This window comes from Methylobrevis albus (assembly GCF_015904235.1).
Lineage (GTDB): Bacteria > Pseudomonadota > Alphaproteobacteria > Rhizobiales > Pleomorphomonadaceae > Methylobrevis_A > Methylobrevis_A albus.
Genome location: NZ_JADZLT010000047.1, coordinates 1 through 18,957, shown reverse-complemented (window position 1 = coordinate 18,957; position 18,957 = coordinate 1). Strand labels below are relative to the sequence as shown.

Annotated in this window: 14 protein-coding genes and 1 tRNA gene; all 15 read right to left on the bottom strand. The window is 65.3% G+C overall.

Annotated elements, in window-relative coordinates; genetic code table 11:
* A complete protein-coding gene (tuf, locus tag I5731_RS06915) occupies window positions 1-1,191 on the bottom strand; it encodes an elongation factor Tu (protein ID WP_197309634.1) in 1,191 nt (396 codons plus the stop codon).
* A 55-nt stretch (window positions 1,192-1,246) separates the two neighbouring features.
* A complete protein-coding gene (gene fusA, locus I5731_RS06910; protein WP_197310643.1) occupies window positions 1,247-3,322 on the bottom strand; it encodes an elongation factor G in 2,076 nt (691 codons plus the stop codon).
* A gap of 23 nt (window positions 3,323-3,345) precedes the next feature.
* A complete protein-coding gene (gene rpsG, locus I5731_RS06905; protein ID WP_197310642.1) occupies window positions 3,346-3,816 on the bottom strand; it encodes a 30S ribosomal protein S7 in 471 nt (156 codons plus the stop codon).
* A gap of 96 nt (window positions 3,817-3,912) precedes the next feature.
* Window positions 3,913-4,284 (bottom strand): 30S ribosomal protein S12, encoded by a 372-nt coding sequence (rpsL, locus tag I5731_RS06900; protein WP_197310641.1) that lies wholly within the window; start codon window positions 4,282-4,284, stop codon window positions 3,913-3,915.
* 621 nt (window positions 4,285-4,905) lie between these two features.
* Window positions 4,906-9,111 (bottom strand): DNA-directed RNA polymerase subunit beta', encoded by a 4,206-nt coding sequence (rpoC, locus tag I5731_RS06895; protein WP_197310640.1) that lies wholly within the window; start codon window positions 9,109-9,111, stop codon window positions 4,906-4,908.
* 105 nt (window positions 9,112-9,216) lie between these two features.
* The gene (gene rpoB, locus I5731_RS06890) at window positions 9,217-13,353 is read right to left on the bottom strand and encodes a DNA-directed RNA polymerase subunit beta (protein ID WP_197310639.1); all 4,137 of its coding nucleotides are present in this window, start codon (window positions 13,351-13,353) and stop codon (window positions 9,217-9,219) included.
* A gap of 253 nt (window positions 13,354-13,606) precedes the next feature.
* On the bottom strand, window positions 13,607-13,984 hold the full coding sequence (gene rplL, locus I5731_RS06885) for a 50S ribosomal protein L7/L12 (protein ID WP_197310638.1): 378 nt from the start codon (window positions 13,982-13,984) through the stop codon (window positions 13,607-13,609).
* A gap of 62 nt (window positions 13,985-14,046) precedes the next feature.
* A complete protein-coding gene (rplJ, locus tag I5731_RS06880; protein WP_197310637.1) occupies window positions 14,047-14,565 on the bottom strand; it encodes a 50S ribosomal protein L10 in 519 nt (172 codons plus the stop codon).
* Window positions 14,566-14,988: 423 nt separating this feature from the next.
* On the bottom strand, window positions 14,989-15,690 hold the full coding sequence (gene rplA, locus I5731_RS06875; RefSeq protein WP_197310636.1) for a 50S ribosomal protein L1: 702 nt from the start codon (window positions 15,688-15,690) through the stop codon (window positions 14,989-14,991).
* A gap of 4 nt (window positions 15,691-15,694) precedes the next feature.
* Window positions 15,695-16,123, bottom strand: coding sequence for a 50S ribosomal protein L11 (rplK, locus tag I5731_RS06870; protein WP_197310635.1), 429 nt, complete (start codon window positions 16,121-16,123; stop codon window positions 15,695-15,697).
* Window positions 16,124-16,376: 253 nt separating this feature from the next.
* Window positions 16,377-16,907 carry a transcription termination/antitermination protein NusG gene (nusG, locus tag I5731_RS06865; protein ID WP_197310634.1) on the bottom strand — a complete coding sequence of 177 codons (531 nt, stop codon included), beginning with the start codon at window positions 16,905-16,907 and terminating at the stop codon, window positions 16,377-16,379.
* Window positions 16,908-16,937: 30 nt separating this feature from the next.
* Window positions 16,938-17,135: a preprotein translocase subunit SecE gene (gene secE / locus I5731_RS06860; RefSeq protein ID WP_197310633.1), complete on the bottom strand. Its 198-nt coding sequence runs from the start codon at window positions 17,133-17,135 to the stop codon at window positions 16,938-16,940.
* A 100-nt stretch (window positions 17,136-17,235) separates the two neighbouring features.
* Window positions 17,236-17,311 (bottom strand) — tRNA-Trp (locus I5731_RS06855).
* Window positions 17,312-17,394: 83 nt separating this feature from the next.
* The gene (locus tag I5731_RS19990) at window positions 17,395-17,481 is read right to left on the bottom strand and encodes an SEC-C metal-binding domain-containing protein (protein ID WP_328838332.1); all 87 of its coding nucleotides are present in this window, start codon (window positions 17,479-17,481) and stop codon (window positions 17,395-17,397) included.
* A 283-nt stretch (window positions 17,482-17,764) separates the two neighbouring features.
* Window positions 17,765-18,955: an elongation factor Tu gene (tuf, locus tag I5731_RS06845; protein ID WP_197309634.1), complete on the bottom strand. Its 1,191-nt coding sequence runs from the start codon at window positions 18,953-18,955 to the stop codon at window positions 17,765-17,767.
* Window positions 18,956-18,957: the final 2 nt, after the last annotated feature.

The window sequence follows — 18,957 nt, the reverse complement described above, 5'->3', positions numbered from 1 at the left end:
TTACTCGATGATCGTGGCGACGACGCCGGCGCCGACGGTGCGGCCACCTTCACGGATGGCGAAGCGGAGCTTCTCCTCCATGGCGATCGGCACGATCAGCTTGACGGTCATCGCGACGTTGTCGCCCGGCATCACCATTTCCGTGCCCTCGGGCAGCGTGACGATCCCCGTCACGTCCGTGGTGCGGAAGTAGAACTGCGGGCGGTAGTTGGTGAAGAACGGCGTGTGACGGCCGCCCTCTTCCTTGGTCAGGATGTACGCCTCGGCCTTGAACGTCGTGTGCGGCGTCACCGAGCCCGGCTTGCAGAGGATCTGCCCGCGCTCGACGTCTTCACGCTTGGTGCCGCGCAGCAGCGCGCCGATGTTGTCGCCGGCCTGGCCCTGGTCGAGCAGCTTGCGGAACATCTCGACGCCGGTGATCGTCGTCTTGGTCGTCGGACGGATACCGACGATCTCGACTTCCTCACCCACCTTCACGATGCCGCGCTCGACGCGGCCGGTCACCACCGTGCCGCGGCCCGAGATCGAGAACACGTCCTCGATCGGCATCAGGAACGGCTGGTCGATCGGGCGCTCGGGCTGCGGGATGTAGGCGTCGACCGCCGCCATCAGCTCCAGCACCGCGTCGTGGCCGAGCTTCGGATCGCCATTCTCGAGCGCCACCAGCGCCGAGCCCTTGATGATCGGAATGTCGTCGCCCGGGAAGTCGTAGGACGACAGCAGCTCGCGCACCTCGAGCTCGACGAGCTCCAGCAGCTCGGGATCGTCGACCATGTCGCACTTGTTCAGGAACACCACGATCGCCGGCACGCCGACCTGGCGGGCGAGCAGGATGTGCTCGCGCGTCTGCGGCATCGGGCCGTCGGCGGCCGAGCACACCAGGATCGCGCCGTCCATCTGCGCCGCGCCCGTGATCATGTTCTTCACGTAGTCGGCGTGGCCCGGGCAGTCGACGTGGGCGTAGTGACGGTTCGCCGTCTCGTACTCCACGTGCGCCGTGTTGATCGTGATGCCGCGCGCCTTCTCTTCCGGCGCCGCGTCGATCTGGTCGTACGCCTTGAACGTCGCGCCACCCGTCTCGGCCAGCACCTTCGTGATCGCGGCCGTCAGAGACGTCTTGCCGTGGTCGACGTGCCCGATCGTTCCGATGTTGCAGTGCGGCTTCGTCCGCGCAAATTTTTCCTTGGCCATCGGGTCTCTCCATCAATTCCGTAAAGCAGTGTGACAGTCGGTCGGGGATCGAGGATCAGGCGTACTTCGCCTGAACCTCCTGGGCGACCGCAGCGGGCACCTGCTCATAGTGATCGAACTGCATCGTGTAGCTCGCGCGGCCCTGCGACATGGAGCGCAGGTTGTTCACGTAGCCGAACATGTTGGCGAGCGGCACGAAGGCGGTGATGACGTTCGCGTTGCCGCGCATGTCCTGGCCCTGGATCTGACCGCGCCGCGAGTTGAGGTCGCCGATCACCGAACCGACGTAATCCTCGGGCGACACGACCTCGACCTTCATGATCGGCTCGAGCAGGGCGGGGCTCGCCTTCTCGATCGCTTCACGAAGCGCGGCACGCGAGGCGATTTCGAAGGCGATCGCCGACGAGTCCACTTCGTGATAGGCGCCGTCGATCAGCGAGACCTTCATGTCGACGACCGGGAAGCCGGCGAGCGGGCCTGCGCCCAGCACCGAGTTCAGGCCCTTTTCGACGCCCGGGATGTATTCCTTCGGAACCACACCACCGATGATCTTCGACTCGAACACGAAACCCGCACCCACTTCGCTCGGCTCGACCACGAACTTGACGCGGGCGAACTGGCCGGTACCACCGGTCTGCTTCTTGTGGGTGTAGTCGATCTCGGTCTTCTTGCGGATCGTCTCGCGGTAGGCAACCTGCGGCGCGCCGACGTTCACCTTGATGTGGTGCGGGGCGCGACGAAGGATGTCGACCTTGATGTCGAGATGGAGCTCGCCCATCCCCTTGATGATCGTCTGGCCCGACTCCTGGTCGGTCGAGACGCGGAAGGACGGATCCTCGGACGCCAGCTTCTGCAGGGCGACGCCCAGCTTCTCCTGGTCGGCCTTGGTGGCCGCCTCGATCGCCATCTCGATGACGGGATCGGGGAATTCCATCTTCTCGAGGATGACCTGCTTCAGCGGATCACAAAGCGTGTCGCCGGTGCGGGTTTCCTTGAGGCCGACCAGCGCGACGATGTCGCCGGCGAAGGCTTCATCGATGTCCTCGCGGGAGTTGGCGTGCATCAGCACCATGCGGCCGATGCGCTCCTTCTTCTCCTTGGTGGAGTTGATGAGCGTGACGCCCTTCTCCAGCTTGCCCGAGTAGATGCGGGCGAAGGTCAGGATGCCGAACGGGTCTTCGATGATCTTGAAGGCGAGCATCGCGAGCGGCTCTTCGTCGGACGAGCGGCGAACGACTTCCTCGCCGGTCTTGACGTCGATGCCCTTGGTCGGCGGCACGTCGAGCGGCGACGGCAGGTAGTCGACCACCGCGTCGAGCAGCGTCTGGACGCCCTTGTTCTTGAACGCCGAGCCCGCAAGGACCGGGAAGAACGTGGCGTGCAGCACGGCCTTGCGGATCAGCGACTTCAGCAGCGCCTCTTCCGGCTCGGTGCCGTCGAGATAGGCTTCCATCGCGGCGTCGTCGAGCTCGACGGCGGCCTCGATCATCTCGGCGCGGGCCGCGATGGCACGCTCGAGCATGTCTTCCGGGATCTCGGCGTCATGGAACTTCGCGCCGAGCGACTCGTCTTCCCAGATGACCGCCTTCATGCGGACCAGGTCGACGATGCCCTTGAAGTTCGACTCGGAGCCGATCGGCAGCTGGATCGGAATCGGACGCGCGCCGAGGCGGGTCTTGATGTCCGAGATGCACTGATCGAAGTCGGCGCCGGTCTTGTCCATCTTGTTGCAGAAGACGATGCGCGGCACATGGTACTTGTCGCCCTGGCGCCACACGGTCTCGGTCTGCGGCTCGACGCCCTGGTTGGAGTCGAGAACGCACACGGCACCGTCAAGCACGCGCAGCGAACGCTCGACTTCGATCGTGAAGTCGACGTGGCCGGGGGTGTCGATGATGTTCAGGCGCTTGCCGTTCCAGAAGGTCGTCGTGGCGGCCGACGTGATCGTGATGCCACGCTCCTGCTCCTGCTCCATGTAGTCCATGGTCGCAGCGCCGTCGTGCACTTCGCCGATCTTGTGCGACTTGCCGGAGTAATAGAGAACCCGCTCGGTCGTCGTCGTCTTGCCCGCATCGATGTGGGCCATGATGCCGAAGTTGCGGTAGTCCTCGATTTTGTGGATGCGAGCCATGACTGCGTCTCCGCCTCTTCCGATTACCAGCGATAGTGCGAGAACGCGCGGTTGGCTTCCGCCATCCGGTGCGTGTCTTCGCGCTTCTTGACCGCGGTGCCGCGGTTGTTGGAAGCATCAAGAAGTTCGCCGGAGAGGCGATCAACCATGGTCTTCTCGTTACGGCCGCGAGCGGCCGTGATCAGCCAGCGGATCGCCAGCGCCTGACGGCGCTCGGTGCGAACCTCGACCGGAACCTGATAGGTGGCGCCACCGACGCGCCGCGACCGAACTTCGATCTGCGGCATGACGTTGAACAGCGCCTGATGGAACACCGCGACCGGGTTCTGACGGGTGCGGTTCTCGACCAGGTCGAGGGCTCCGTAGACGATCGCCTCGGCGACCGACTTCTTGCCGTCGCGCATGATCGAATTCATGAACTTGCTCACAACGAGATCGCCGAACTTTGCGTCCGGGTTGATCTCGCGCTTTTCGGCACTGTGACGACGCGACATCTGGTCGGCTCCGTCTTCTTTCCTGCGGGCCGAGGCCCGTCGAACTTCGAAACCCCGGCACTGAAGCGCCGGGAAAACTCAAGAGAGGCGAGCGCCTTACTTCGGGCGCTTGGCGCCGTACTTCGAGCGGCGCTGCTTGCGGTTCTTGACACCCTGGGTGTCGAGGACGCCGCGGAGGATGTGGTAACGAACGCCCGGAAGATCCTTCACGCGGCCACCACGGATCATGACGACCGAGTGTTCCTGCAGATTGTGACCTTCGCCGGGGATGTAGCCGATGACCTCGTAACCGTTGGTCAGGCGCACCTTGGCAACCTTGCGGAGTGCCGAGTTCGGCTTCTTCGGCGTCGTGGTGTAAACGCGGGTGCAAACGCCGCGCTTCTGCGGGCACGCCTCGAGGTGGCGCGCCTTCTCACGATAAACCGGCGCCTGGCGCGGGTTACGGATCAACTGGTTGATCGTCGGCATTCTAAGCCCTTCAATCCATTCTTCGTCCGGCGTTACGGCCGAGGCCGCCGCGGACAGGTTTTCTGCTCTCGAACCCGGACCCGGACCGTGACCTTCCGGTCCCGGCGTTCGGATCCACCCTTTTGCAATGCGCATTCGTTCACGCAAAACGAAACGCGCCGATCCCGGGGGAACCCCCGGCCGGCACTCGCATTGCAGAGGACCACCGCAAGCGGCGGTCATGCGTACTAACGGCTATCGCCATCGGATCGAGGACAGTGTTTAAGCGAGAAGGGTCGGCTGCTAGGCGCCACCGACAACGTTCGCTTACGGACCTGTCCGGCAAGTGACGCGCTTTTACCCAGCCCACCCGCCAACGTCAACCCCAAACCGGCGCTTTTCCGCGAAACGCCCGCTGCATGGGGGCCATGCGGCGGCCGAAACGGCCCCCTGCCCCCTGCGCGGCCCTGAATCGGACCCGGCGGGGGACAAAACGGGACGCGGCGGGACGAGAATCCCCCGCCGGGCATTGCATCCGACGGATTCGCCGCGCGAGGCCCGCGAAAAGAATCACCGTCGTCATAAGAAAAGGGGCGCGACCAGCGCGCCCCTCCCCCGATTCTATCCGTGGTCGACGCCGACTCAGTGGGCGACGTGTTCCGCGGTGACGTCGACCGTCATCGGCTGCTCGCCGCCTTCGGCGAGAGCGGTCTTGCGGCGCTCCTCGACGATCAGCTCGTCGCGGCGCGTCGCGACCTGGCGGATGCGCGTCATGAGACCGCCGGTACCGGCCGGGATCAGGCGGCCGACGATGACGTTCTCCTTGAGGCCCTCGAGCGTATCCGACTTGCCGTTGACGGCGGCCTCGGTGAGCACGCGGGTAGTCTCCTGGAACGACGCCGCCGAGATGAACGACCGGGTCTGCAGGCTGGCCTTGGTGATGCCGAGCAGCAGCGGGTTGAACACCGCCGGCCGCTTGCCCTCCTGGACGACCTTGTCGTTGATCTCTTCCGCCTCGATGCGGTCGACCTGGTCGCCCGGCATCAGTTCGGTGTCGCCGCCTTCGACGATCTCGACCTTCTGCAGCATCTGGCGAACGATCACCTCGATGTGCTTGTCGTTGATCACCACGCCCTGGAGCCGGTAGACCTCCTGGATCTCGTTAACGAGGTAGGCCGCGAGTGCCTCCACGCCCTTGATCGCCAGGATGTCGTGCGGCGCCGGGTTGCCGTCGACGATGTAGTCGCCCTTCTCCAGAACGTCGCCTTCCTGCAGGTGGAAGTGCTTGCCCTTGGGGATCAGGTACTCGCGCGGGTCCATCGTCTCGTCGTGCGGCTCGAGGATGACGCGGCGCTTGTTCTTGTAGTCACGGCCGAAGCGGATGGTGCCGTCGATCTCCGCGATGATCGCGTGATCCTTCGGACGCCGCGCCTCGAACAGCTCCGCCACGCGCGGCAGACCGCCCGTGATGTCGCGGGTCTTGGCGCTTTCCAGCGGGATACGTGCGAGCACGTCGCCGGCGTGCACCTTGCTGCCCGGCTCGACCGAGAGGATCGAGTCGACCGAGAGCAGGTAGCGCGCCTCACCGCCACGGGCGAGCTTCAGGATCTTGCCGTCGGCGCCCTTCACGACCATCGCCGGACGCAGGTCCGCCGTACGGGTCGAGCTGCGCCAGTCGATGACGACGCGCTTGGTGATGCCGGTCGCCTCGTCGGTCGCCTCGCTGACCGTCGCACCTTCCACCACATCCTCGTAGCCGATGATGCCTTCGACTTCGGTGATGACCGGGCGGGTGTAGGGATCCCACTCGCCGATGCGCTGGCCGCGACGCACCTTGTCGCCGTCGTCGACGTGGAGACGCGCACCGTAGTTGACGCGCTGCGACGACCGCTCCGTGCCCTGCTCGTCGACGATCACGACGGCGAGGTTACGACCCATGGCGATCAGCTTGCCATCGGAGTCGCGCACGACGTTGCGGTTGCGGATCTTCACCGTGCCTTCGAAGTTCGACTCGATGAACGACTGATCGACCACCTGCGCCGTGCCGCCGATGTGGAACGTGCGCATGGTGAGCTGGGTGCCCGGCTCGCCGATCGACTGCGCCGCGATGACGCCGACCGCTTCGCCCATGTTGACCGGGGTACCGCGGGCGAGATCGCGTCCGTAGCACTTGGCACAGACACCGACCTTGGTGGCACAGGTCAGCACCGAGCGGATCTTGACCGACTGCACGCCGGCCTTCTCCACCTTCTCGACGTCGCGCTCCTCGATCAGCTCGCCGAGGCCGACGATGACGTCGCCGGTGATCGGATGCAGGATCGCCTCGGCCGTGGTGCGGCCGAGAATGCGGGCGCCGAGCGTGGCGACCACCTGGCCGGCATCGACGATCGCCTGCATGATGAGACCGCCGGTCGAGCCGCAGTCCACCTCGGAGACGATCGAATCCTGCGCGACGTCGACGAGACGGCGGGTCAGGTAGCCGGAGTTGGCGGTCTTCAGCGCGGTGTCGGCGAGGCCCTTACGAGCGCCGTGCGTCGAGTTGAAGTACTCGAGCACCGACAGGCCTTCCTTGAAGTTCGAGATGATCGGCGTCTCGATGATCTCACCCGACGGCTTGGCCATCAGGCCGCGCATGCCGGCGAGCTGCTTCATCTGCGCGGGCGAACCACGCGCACCGGAGTGGCTCATCATGTAGATGGAGTTCATCTGCAGCTGACGGCCGCTGTCGTCGTAGCGAACCGCGCGGATGCGGCTCATCATCTCCTCGGCGACCTTGTCGGTGCACTTCGCCCAGGCGTCGACGACCTTGTTGTACTTCTCGCCCTGGGTGATCAGGCCGTCGTTGTACTGCTGCTCGTAGTCCTTCACGAGCTGACGGGTCTCGTCGACCAGCTTTTCCTTGGTCTCCGGGATCACCATGTCGTCCTTGCCGAACGAGATGCCGGCGCGGCAGGCGTGGGTGAAGCCGAGCTGCATGATCCGGTCACAGAAGATGACCGATTCCTTCTGGCCGCAGTGGCGGTAGACCGCGTCGATCATCGCCGAGATCTGCTTCTTCGTCATCAGCTGGTTGCAGACGTCGAAGGGCACGTTGTGGTGCTTCGGCAGCAGCTGACCGATCAGCATGCGGCCGGGCGTCGTCTCGAAGATCTGCGAGGTCGGCTTGCCGTCCTTGTCGATCGACTTGAAGCGGCCACGGATCTTGGTGTGCATCGTGACGACCTTGGCGTCGAGCGCATGCTGCAGCTCGCCGATGTCCGAGAAGGCCATGCCCTCGCCGGGCTCCTTCTCGGCCATGATCGACAGGTAGTAGAGACCGAGCACGATATCCTGCGACGGCACGATGATCGGCGCGCCGTTGGCCGGATGCAGGATGTTGTTGGTCGACATCATCAGCACGCGCGCTTCCAGCTGCGCTTCGAGCGACAGCGGGACGTGCACGGCCATCTGGTCACCGTCGAAGTCGGCGTTGAACGCCGAGCAGACGAGCGGATGCAGCTGGATCGCCTTGCCTTCGATCAGCACCGGCTCGAAGGCCTGGATGCCGAGGCGGTGCAGGGTCGGGGCGCGGTTCAGCATCACCGGATGCTCGCGGATCACCTCGTCGAGGATGTCCCAGACTTCCGGACGCTCCTTCTCCACGAGCTTCTTCGCCTGCTTCACCGTGGAGGAGAAGCCCTTGGCGTCGAGGCGCGAGTAGATGAACGGCTTGAACAGCTCGAGCGCCATCTTCTTCGGCAGGCCGCACTGGTGCAGCTTCATTTCCGGGCCGACCACGATGACCGAACGGCCCGAGTAGTCGACGCGCTTGCCGAGCAGGTTCTGGCGGAAGCGGCCCTGCTTGCCCTTCAGCATGTCGGAGAGCGACTTCAGCGGGCGCTTGTTGGCGCCCGTGATGACGCGGCCGCGACGGCCGTTGTCGAACAGCGCATCGACCGATTCCTGCAGCATCCGCTTCTCGTTGCGGATGATGATGTCCGGCGCGCGCAGCTCGATCAGCCGCTTCAGGCGGTTGTTGCGGTTGATGACGCGGCGGTAGAGGTCGTTGAGGTCGGACGTCGCGAAGCGGCCGCCGTCGAGGGGGACGAGCGGGCGCAGGTCCGGCGGGATCACCGGCACGACGTTCATGATCATCCATTCCGGCTTGTTGCCAGAGGCCATGAAGGCCTCGATGATCTTGACGCGCTTGGCGAGCTTCTTCGGCTTCAGCTCCGACGTCGACTCGATGATCTCCTGGCGCAGCTGGTCGGCGAGCTTGGCGAGATTCATCGACGAGAGGATCTCACGGATCGCCTCGGCGCCGATGAACGCGGTGAAGCTGTCCTCGCCGTACTGGTCCTGCGCGGTGATGTAGTCCTCTTCCGACAGAAGCTGGTGCAGCTTCAGCGGCGTGAGGCCCGGCTCGGTGACGACGTAGTTCTCGAAATAGAGAATGCGCTCGAGATCCTTGAGCGTCATGTCGAGCAGGAGGCCGATGCGGCTCGGCAGCGACTTCAGGAACCAGATGTGCGCGACCGGGGCGGCGAGCTCGATGTGGCCCATGCGCTCGCGGCGCACGCGGCTGAGCGTCACTTCGACGCCGCACTTCTCGCAGATGACGCCCTTGTACTTCATGCGCTTGTACTTGCCGCAAAGACACTCGTAGTCCTTGATCGGCCCGAAGATGCGCGCGCAGAAGAGCCCGTCACGTTCCGGCTTGAACGTGCGGTAGTTGATGGTTTCCGGCTTCTTGATCTCGCCGAACGACCACGAAAGGATCTTTTCCGGACTGGCGATCGAGATCTTGATCTGATCGAACGTCTGAACTGGAGCCTGCGGGTTGAAAAGGTTCATGACCTCTTGGTTCATCGGGCTCTCTCCTTCACGACGGTACCGGGGTCGCGCGTTGTTGCGCGCCCCCGGCCTGACCGTCTCGTCTAGCTATGAAAAGCGACCTCGGGATGGCGCGGCAAATCACTCTGCCGCGTCCGCAGGCCGTTCGGCATCAAGCCCCGGCCGCTCTTTCGAATTGATCAGCTCGACGTTCAGGCCGAGCGAACGCATTTCCTTCACGAGCACGTTGAAGCTCTCGGGAATACCGGCCTCGAACTGGTCGTCGCCACGGACGATCGCCTCGTAGACCTTGGTGCGGCCGGCCACGTCGTCCGACTTCACCGTGAGCATTTCCTGCAGCGTGTAGGCCGCGCCGTAGGCCTCGAGTGCCCACACCTCCATCTCGCCGAAGCGCTGTCCGCCGAACTGCGCCTTGCCACCCAGCGGCTGCTGGGTCACGAGCGAGTACGGGCCGATCGACCGGGCGTGGATCTTGTCGTCCACCAGGTGATGCAGCTTCAGCATGTAGATGTAGCCGACGGTGACCTTGCGGTCGAACGTCTCGCCGGTGCGGCCGTCGAACAGCGTCACCTGACCCGACCGGTGCAGCCCCGCCTTCTCCAGCATCTCGACGACGTCCGGCTCGCGGGCACCGTCGAACACCGGCGTCGCGATCGAGACGCCGCGGCTGAGTTCCGACCCGAGGCGGACGAGCGACTCGTTGTCGAACTCCGAGACGTCCTCGTTCTTCGGGCTGCCGGAGAACACGTCGACCAGCGTCTCGCGCAGCGGCTGGATGTTGCCCGACTGGCGATAGGCGTCGAGCATCTGCCCGATCTTCTTGCCCATGCCGGCACAGGCCCAGCCGAGATGGGTTTCGAGGATCTGGCCGACGTTCATGCGGCTCGGCACGCCGAGCGGGTTCAGCACGATGTCGACGTGGGTGCCGTCCTCGAGGAACGGCATGTCCTCGACCGGCACGATGCGCGACACGACGCCCTTGTTGCCATGGCGGCCGGCCATCTTGTCGCCCGGCTGGATCTTGCGCTTCACCGCGACGAAGACCTTGACCATCTTCATCACGCCGGGCGGCAGTTCGTCGCCACGCTGCAGCTTCTCGACCTTGTCGATGAAGCGGCGCTCGAGGCGCTTGCGGCTCTCGTCGTACTGCTTGCGCAGCGCTTCGATCTCGGTCATCGCGTGGTCGTCGGAGACGGCGAACTGCCACCACTGCGACCGCGGATATTCCTCGCGGACTTCCGGCGAGAGCACCGCGTCCTTGCGGAAGCCCTTCGGACCGGCGATGCCGGTCTTGCCGTCGAGCATCTCGGCGAGGCGGCCGTAGATGTTGCGGTCGAGGATCGCCTGCTCGTCGTCACGATCCTTGGCGAGACGCTCGATCTCCTCGCGCTCGATCGCCATGGCGCGCTCGTCCTTCTCGACGCCATGCCGATTGAACACGCGCACCTCGACGACCGTGCCGGTCACGCCCGGGGGAACCCGCAGCGAGGTGTCGCGCACGTCGGAGGCCTTCTCGCCGAAGATGGCGCGGAGGAGCTTTTCCTCCGGCGTCATCGGGCTTTCGCCCTTCGGCGTGATCTTGCCGATCAGGATGTCGCCGGCCTGGACCTCGGCACCGATGTAGACGATGCCGGCTTCGTCGAGGTTCTTCAGCGCTTCTTCCGAGACGTTCGGAATGTCGCGCGTGATCTCCTCCGGCCCGAGCTTGGTGTCGCGGGCCATCACCTCGAATTCCTCGATGTGGATCGAGGTGAAGACGTCGTCCGAGACGATCTTCTCCGAGAGGAGGATCGAGTCCTCGAAGTTGTAGCCGTTCCAGGGCATGAACGCGACGAGCACGTTGCGGCCGAGGGCGAGATCGCCGAGGTCGGTCGACGGACCGTCGGCGATGATGTCGCCCTTGCCGACCACGTCACCGACACGCACCAGCGGACGCTGGTTGATGCAGGTGTTCTGGTTCGAGCGCTGGAACTTCATCAGCCGGTAGATGTCGACGCCGGACTTCGACGGATCGAGGTCCTCGGTCGCGCGGATGACGATACGCGTCGCGTCGACCTGGTCGACCACGCCGCCGCGGCGGGCGCCGATGGCAGCGCCCGAGTCACGCGCCACCACCGGCTCCATGCCGGTGCCGACGAACGGCGCCTCGGCACGGACCAGCGGCACCGCCTGGCGCTGCATGTTCGAGCCCATCAGCGCGCGGTTGGCGTCGTCGTTCTCGAGGAACGGGATCAGCGCCGCGGCGACGGAGACGAGCTGCTTCGGCGACACGTCCATGAGGTCGACGCGCTCACGCGGAAACTGCGCGACGTCGCCGGCATGGCGGCAGATCACGAGGTCGCTGGTGAAGGCGGCGTTCTCGTCGAGGTCGGCGTTGGCCTGGGCGACGGTGTACTTCGCCTCTTCCATCGCCGAGAGGTAGACGACGTCGTCGGTGACGCGGCCGTCCACCACCTTGCGGTAGGGGCTCTCGATGAAGCCGTACTTGTTCACCCGCGCGAAGGTGGCGAGCGAGTTGATCAGGCCGATGTTCGGGCCTTCCGGCGTCTCGATCGGGCAGATGCGGCCGTAGTGCGTCGGGTGCACGTCGCGCACCTCGAAGCCGGCGCGCTCGCGGGTCAGACCGCCGGGGCCGAGCGCCGAGAGACGACGCTTGTGCGTGATCTCGGAGAGCGGGTTGGTCTGGTCCATGAACTGCGACAGCTGCGACGAGCCGAAGAACTCGCGCACCGCGGCGGCCGCGGGCTTCGCGTTGATCAGGTCCTGCGGCATCACCGTGTCGATGTCGACCGAGGACATGCGCTCCTTGATCGCGCGCTCCATGCGGAGCAGGCCGACGCGGTACTGGTTCTCCATCAACTCGCCGACCGAACGGACGCGGCGGTTGCCGAGGTTGTCGATGTCGTCGATCTCGCCCTTGCCGTCGCGCAGCTCCACGAGCGTCTGGATCACCGCGAGGATGTCCTCGCGGCGCAGCACGCGGATGGTGTCCGGGCACTTCAGGTCGAGGCGCATGTTCATCTTGACGCGGCCGACGGCCGAGAGGTCGTAGCGCTCGGCGTCGAAGAACAGCGACTTGAACATCGCCTCGGCGGTGTCGATGGTCGGCGGCTCGCCCGGGCGCATGACGCGGTAGATGTCGAACAGCGCGTCTTCACGCGCCTCGTTCTTGTCCACGGCCAGCGTGTTGCGGATGTAGGCGCCGGTGTTGACGTGATCGATGTCGAGGATCTGCAGCTCGAGGAAGCCGTGCTCGATCAGCTGCTGGAGCAGCTTCGGAGTCAGCTCCTCGCCGGCCTCGGCGTAGATCTCGCCGGTCTGGAGGTTGACGACGTCCTCGGCGACGTACTGGCCCTCGAGATCCTCGTCGGTCACCTTCAGCGCCTTGAGGCCCTTTTCGGCGAGCTGACGGGCGGCGCGGGCGGTGAGCTTGCGCCCCGCCTCGACCACGACTTCGCCGGTGTCGGCGTCGATCAGGTCGCCGATCGCCTTCATGCCCTTGAGACGCGTCGCGTCGTAGGGCATGCGCCAGCCGTCCTTGTCCCGGGTGTACGGGATCTTGTTGTAGAAGGTGTCGAGGATCTCCTCGCCGTCGAGGCCGAGCGCGAACAGCAGCGACGACACCGGGATCTTGCGGCGGCGGTCGATGCGCGCGTAGACGATGTCCTTGGCGTCGAACTCGATGTCGAGCCACGAACCGCGGTACGGGATGATGCGGGCGGCGAACAGCAGCTTGCCCGACGAGTGCGTCTTGCCCTTGTCGTGGTCGAAGAACACGCCCGGCGAGCGGTGCATCTGCGAGACGATGACGCGCTCGGTGCCGTTGACGATGAAGGTGCCGTTGTCGGTCATGAGCGGCATGTCGCCCATGTAGACATCCTGCTCCTTGATGTCCTTGACGGACTTGGCGCCGGTGTCTTCCTCGACGTCGAACACGATCAGCCGCAGCGTCACCTTGAGCGGCGCGGCGTAGGTCATGCCACGCTGGCGGCACTCGTCGACGTCATACTTCGGCGGCTCGAACTCGTAGCGGACGAATTCCAGGAACGAGGTGCCGGCGAAGTCGGAGATCGGGAACACGGACTTGAAAACGGCCTGCAGCCCCTCTTCGGGGCGGCCGCCGGCGGGTTCGTCGATCAGCAGGAACTGGTCATAGGACGCCTTCTGGACCTCGATGAGGTTCGGCATTTCCGCGACTTCGCGAATGTTGCCGAAGAACTTGCGCATCCGCCTGCGGCCGTTGAACGTCGTCGCCATCTTCGCTCCTCGTATCCACCGGATCGGCTGTCCGCAGACCACGGCACGAAAGCCGCGGGCTGGGGGCAACCACCCCGGTGTCGCTCATGAACATGCCTCGCGAGACGGCGCTGCCGACGTCCCGGACGGTTCGCAGATCACCCGCGCGCCGTGTCTCTCGTTCTCCGTCCCGGACCTTATCCGCCGTCGCGGCCGCCCCTTCGGAGAATTGGCGCGGGCGGGCGGAGAACCGCCCGCCCGCGCCGGTCGAAGATTACTTGACGTCGACCTTGGCGCCGGCCTCTTCGAGCTGCTTCTTGAACTTCGCAGCGTCGTCCTTGGAGACGGCTTCCTTGACTGCCTTCGGGGCAGCCTCGACCAGGTCCTTGGCCTCTTTCAGGCCGAGACCGGTGATCGCGCGGACTTCCTTGATCACGTTGATCTTCTTCTCGCCGGCTTCGACGAGGATCACGTCGAACTCGGTCTTTTCCTCGACCTCGACCACCGGGGCGGCAGCGCCGGCGGCGGCAGCCGCGGCGACCGGAGCGGCGGCGGAGACGCCCCACTTCTCTTCGAGGAGCTTCGAGAGCTCGGCAGCCTCGAGGACCGTCAGGGCCGACAGTTCGTCGACCAGCTTGCTAAGATCAGCCATTTTTTAATTCCTTCAGATCAGTTCGAACCAGACTGGATCAGTCTTCACAGTTTGGAACGGCCTCACGCCGCTTCGTCCTTCTTGGCATATGCCCCGAACACCCGGGCGAGCTGAGCCGCCGGCGCCTGCACGACACCCGCGATACGCGTAGCCGGCGTCTTGATCATGCCGACCAGCTTGGCGCGCAGTTCGTCCAGCGACGGCAGCGTGGCCAAAGCCTTGACGCCGTCGGGGTTCAGGTTGGTCTTGCCCATCGCGCCGCCGAGAATCACGAACTTGTCGTGCGTCTTGGCGAAGTCGACGGAGACCTTGGTTGCGGCGACGGGATCGGCCGAATAGGCGATGACCGTCGGACCAGTGAACAGGTCACTGATGTGCTCCGCTTCCGTGCCTTGAAGAGCAAGCTTGGCGAGGCGGTTCTTCGCGACCTTGACCGAACCACCGGCTTCCTTCATGCGGACCCGGAGGGTCTGCAGCTGGGAAACGGTGAGGCCTTGGTAGTGGGCGACGACGACAACGCCGGTGTTCGAGAACACCTCGTTGAGCGACGCGACCAGTTCCCGCTTTTCCGCTCTTTCCACGGCCTGTCTCCAGATTACGACCGCACCTTCACGGCACGGCCGATTGCCATTGTCGCCCCGGACATTCCGTCGGGCTCCGCCTGGACACGTCCTCGGGATACCCCCGGGAACGACCGCGGCGACACTCGCTTTCCTGTCCGCCCGCTTGCGCTTGCGAAGTACAAGACAATGGCAAGAGGTCCGACCCGATCTGATCCGGAACCGCTGACGCGGAACCGGGCAAAAGGTCTTACTCCCGTCTCATGCAGGCCCCGGCAGTCGGGAGGGAGCGTCGCCGCCCTTCCCTCGTGCCCGTCGGCTTAAACCGGGCGAACCCGGCACCTGCAGTCTCGGACAGGTATTCGGCCGAACGGGGGAAGCATGCTTCCTCCGCCGGCCCAGTCATCCGCCCGGTTGCCCGGGCGGAAATTCGAAAGGTCCGTCTCAGGCCGACGCGGCGACCGAGGACGGATCGACCTTGACGCCCGGGCCCATCGACGAGGACACGGCGACGCGCTGCAGATAGGTGCCCTTGGCACCCGTCGGCTTCGCCTTCTGCACCGCGTCGACGAAGGCGCGGATGTTCTCCAGCAGGGCGTCCGAGGTGAACGAGACCTTGCCGATGCCGGCGTGGACGATGCCCGCCTTCTCGACGCGGAACTCGACGGCGCCACCCTTGGCGTCCTTGACGGCCTGGGCGACGTCCATGGTCACCGTGCCGACCTTCGGGTTCGGCATCAGGCCGCGCGGGCCGAGCACCTTGCCGAGGCGGCCGACGAGCGGCATCATGTCCGGCGTCGCGATGCAGCGATCGAAGTCGATCGTGCCGCCCTGGACGGTCGCGACCAGATCCTCGGCGCCGACCACATCGGCGCCGGCGGCCAGTGCCTCTTCGGCCTTGGCGCCTCGGGCGAACACGGCGACGCGGAGCGTGCGGCCGGTGCCGTTCGGCAGGTTGCAGACGCCGCGGACCATCTGGTCGGCGTGGCGCGGATCGACGCCGAGATTCAGCGCGACCTCGACGGTCTCGTCGAACTTGGCGCTGGCGCGCTCCTTCACCATGCCGATGGCATCGGTGAGCGGATAGAGCTTCTTGCGGTCGATGCCCTCACGGGCCTTGGCAATGCGCTTTGCGATCTTCGTCATGATCTCAACCCACCACTTCCAGGCCCATAGAACGGGCGGAGCCTTCGATCATGCGGACGGCGGCGTCGATGTCGGCCGCGTTCATGTCCACGAGTTTGGTGTTCGCGATCTCGTGCAGCTGCTCGCGCGTGATCTGGCCCGAGGTGGTCTTGCCCGGAGCCTTCGAACCCGACTTCACGCCGGCAGCCTTCTTGAGGAAGTAGCTGACCGGGGGCGTCTTGAGCTTGAAGGTGAACGTGCGGTCGGCGAAGATCGTCAGCACGACGGGGATCGGCATCCCCTTCTCGAGCTGCTGCGTCTGCGCGTTGAACGCCTTGCAGAATTCCATGATGTTCAGGCCGCGCTGACCCAGCGCGGGACCGATCGGCGGCGACGGCGTCGCCGAACCGGCGGCAACCTGCAGCTTCAGGTAGCCGGTAATCTTCTTCGCCATGTGTCTCAGCTCCCGTTGTCGCCACCGGCTGCGCCGGTCGGCGGAGAGATCGTGGTCTGGTCGGACGCCACCGGCGAAAGTGGCCTCGTTCCTCCCACAGTTCCCGGCGGAACACCGTTCCGGTCGGGCCGTTCAAGAGGACGGGGCCGAGGCCCCTGCCCTCCCTTGATCCGGCCCCCCCGGAGGAGCGCCGAAACGACGATGAGCCCCCGTCCCGTCGCGCTCGCCGCGCCGGGGACGGAAGGCTCGTGGCTCAGGCCTTCTCGACCTGGGCGAATTCCAGTTCCACCGGCGTGGCGCGACCGAAGATCGACACCGCCACCTTGAGCCGCGACCGCTCCTCGTCGACCTCTTCGACGAGGCCGTTGAACGAGGCGAACGGACCGTCGGCCACGCGCACCTGCTCGCCGACCTCGAAGGTGATCGAGGGCTTCGGCCGCTCGACGCCCTCTTCGACCTGCTGCAGGATCTGCATCGCCTCGCGCTCGCGGATCGGCACCGGCTTGTTGTCGGACCCGAGGAACCCCGTCACCTTCGGCGTGTTCTTGATCAGGTGATAGGCCTCGTCGGTCATCTCCATCTTCACGAGCACGTAGCCCGGATAGAACTTCCGCTCGGCGTCGATCTTGCGACCGCGGCGGACTTCGATGACCTTCTCGGTCGGCACCAGCACCTGCTCGAACAGATCCGTGAGGCCGCGCTGCTGCGCCTGCTCCTGAATCGATTCGGCGACCTTCTTCTCGAAGTTCGAATACGCGTGGACGATGTACCAGCGCTTGGTCATTCTAGCGTCTCCCTTGACCGTCGATTGTCGTCAAGCGCCGACGCCGAGCATGAGGCTGACGCCCCAGGCCAGAACCTGATCGACCGCCAGGAAGAACAGCGCCGCGACGAGCGCCATGACGAAGACGGTGATGGTCGTGATCACGGTCTCCCGCCGGCTCGGCCAGGAAACCTTCGCGGTCTCGGCGCGCACCTGCTGAATAAACGTGAAGGGATTGTTTTTAGCCATCCACCCGCTCATGACAGTCGGGCGCGCGAACAATCGTCCGCACGCCACGAGAGAGGAACCGTTATCTATAGCGTCGAGGCCGCTTGCGCAACCCTCGATTTGGCAGGGGCAGCAGGGCTCGAACCTGCGACCTGCGGTTTTGGAGACCGCCGCTCTACCAACTGAGCTATACCCCTATTGCGCGGGCTCGATCTACCGCACCCGCGCGTCCTCCGCAAGCCTGATTCAATCGCGGAAGTAATGCTTTCGCTCGGCGCCGTCATGGTGGCCGGCATTGCGGCAGCACGCCTTGAAACCGGCGTCCCGACCCGCACGGGCAGAGATCGTTGCGGCCGAGCTTCTCGATGAGTTCGACGTCGCCGTGGACGATCCTGTCACCGCGCCCGACCCGGGTTTCCGACGGGAAAGGACCGGCGGCGCTTGCTCATGACCTCAAAAGGACAACTGCGATTCGAATTGACCGATGCGGCGCATGACGTGTCCTCCTCGTTGCGCGCGACGGCCGCCGCCGATCGCGGCGGGCCCATCGCACTCGGGGGCCGAATTGAACCCCATCAAATGAAGAGGGGCGGGAAAAATCCCGCCCCTGCCCCAGTCGTTGCAGACGGACCCGCATGCGGGCCGTCAGCTTACTCGATGATCGTGGCGACGACGCCGGCGCCGACGGTGCGGCCACCTTCACGGATGGCGAAGCGGAGCTTCTCCTCCATGGCGATCGGCACGATCAGCTTGACGGTCATCGCGACGTTGTCGCCCGGCATCACCATTTCCGTGCCCTCGGGCAGCGTGACGATCCCCGTCACGTCCGTGGTGCGGAAGTAGAACTGCGGGCGGTAGTTGGTGAAGAACGGCGTGTGACGGCCGCCCTCTTCCTTGGTCAGGATGTACGCCTCGGCCTTGAACGTCGTGTGCGGCGTCACCGAGCCCGGCTTGCAGAGGATCTGCCCGCGCTCGACGTCTTCACGCTTGGTGCCGCGCAGCAGCGCGCCGATGTTGTCGCCGGCCTGGCCCTGGTCGAGCAGCTTGCGGAACATCTCGACGCCGGTGATCGTCGTCTTGGTCGTCGGACGGATACCGACGATCTCGACTTCCTCACCCACCTTCACGATGCCGCGCTCGACGCGGCCGGTCACCACCGTGCCGCGGCCCGAGATCGAGAACACGTCCTCGATCGGCATCAGGAACGGCTGGTCGATCGGGCGCTCGGGCTGCGGGATGTAGGCGTCGACCGCCGCCATCAGCTCCAGCACCGCGTCGTGGCCGAGCTTCGGATCGCCATTCTCGAGCGCCACCAGCGCCGAGCCCTTGATGATCGGAATGTCGTCGCCCGGGAAGTCGTAGGACGACAGCAGCTCGCGCACCTCGAGCTCGACGAGCTCCAGCAGCTCGGGATCGTCGACCATGTCGCACTTGTTCAGGAACACCACGATCGCCGGCACGCCGACCTGGCGGGCGAGCAGGATGTGCTCGCGCGTCTGCGGCATCGGGCCGTCGGCGGCCGAGCACACCAGGATCGCGCCGTCCATCTGCGCCGCGCCCGTGATCATGTTCTTCACGTAGTCGGCGTGGCCCGGGCAGTCGACGTGGGCGTAGTGACGGTTCGCCGTCTCGTACTCCACGTGCGCCGTGTTGATCGTGATGCCGCGCGCCTTCTCTTCCGGCGCCGCGTCGATCTGGTCGTACGCCTTGAACGTCGCGCCACCCGTCTCGGCCAGCACCTTCGTGATCGCGGCCGTCAGAGACGTCTTGCCGTGGTCGACGTGCCCGATCGTTCCGATGTTGCAGTGCGGCTTCGTCCGCGCAAATTTTTCCTTGGCCATCG

What these genes read in the sequence shown, in the direction of transcription:
- tuf (WP_197309634.1), bottom strand. Translation starts at nt 1,191, where the DNA reads ATGGCCAAGGAAAAATTTGCGCGGACGAAGCCGCACTGCAACATCGGA.
- fusA (WP_197310643.1), bottom strand. Translation starts at nt 3,322, where the DNA reads ATGGCTCGCATCCACAAAATCGAGGACTACCGCAACTTCGGCATCATG.
- rpsG (WP_197310642.1), bottom strand. Translation starts at nt 3,816, where the DNA reads ATGTCGCGTCGTCACAGTGCCGAAAAGCGCGAGATCAACCCGGACGCA.
- rpsL (WP_197310641.1), bottom strand. Translation starts at nt 4,284, where the DNA reads ATGCCGACGATCAACCAGTTGATCCGTAACCCGCGCCAGGCGCCGGTT.
- rpoC (WP_197310640.1), bottom strand. Translation starts at nt 9,111, where the DNA reads ATGAACCAAGAGGTCATGAACCTTTTCAACCCGCAGGCTCCAGTTCAG.
- rpoB (WP_197310639.1), bottom strand. Translation starts at nt 13,353, where the DNA reads ATGGCGACGACGTTCAACGGCCGCAGGCGGATGCGCAAGTTCTTCGGC.
- rplL (WP_197310638.1), bottom strand. Translation starts at nt 13,984, where the DNA reads ATGGCTGATCTTAGCAAGCTGGTCGACGAACTGTCGGCCCTGACGGTC.
- rplA (WP_197310636.1), bottom strand. Translation starts at nt 15,690, where the DNA reads ATGACGAAGATCGCAAAGCGCATTGCCAAGGCCCGTGAGGGCATCGAC.
- rplK (WP_197310635.1), bottom strand. Translation starts at nt 16,123, where the DNA reads ATGGCGAAGAAGATTACCGGCTACCTGAAGCTGCAGGTTGCCGCCGGT.
- nusG (WP_197310634.1), bottom strand. Translation starts at nt 16,907, where the DNA reads ATGACCAAGCGCTGGTACATCGTCCACGCGTATTCGAACTTCGAGAAG.
- secE (WP_197310633.1), bottom strand. Translation starts at nt 17,135, where the DNA reads ATGGCTAAAAACAATCCCTTCACGTTTATTCAGCAGGTGCGCGCCGAG.
- tuf (WP_197309634.1), bottom strand. Translation starts at nt 18,955, where the DNA reads ATGGCCAAGGAAAAATTTGCGCGGACGAAGCCGCACTGCAACATCGGA.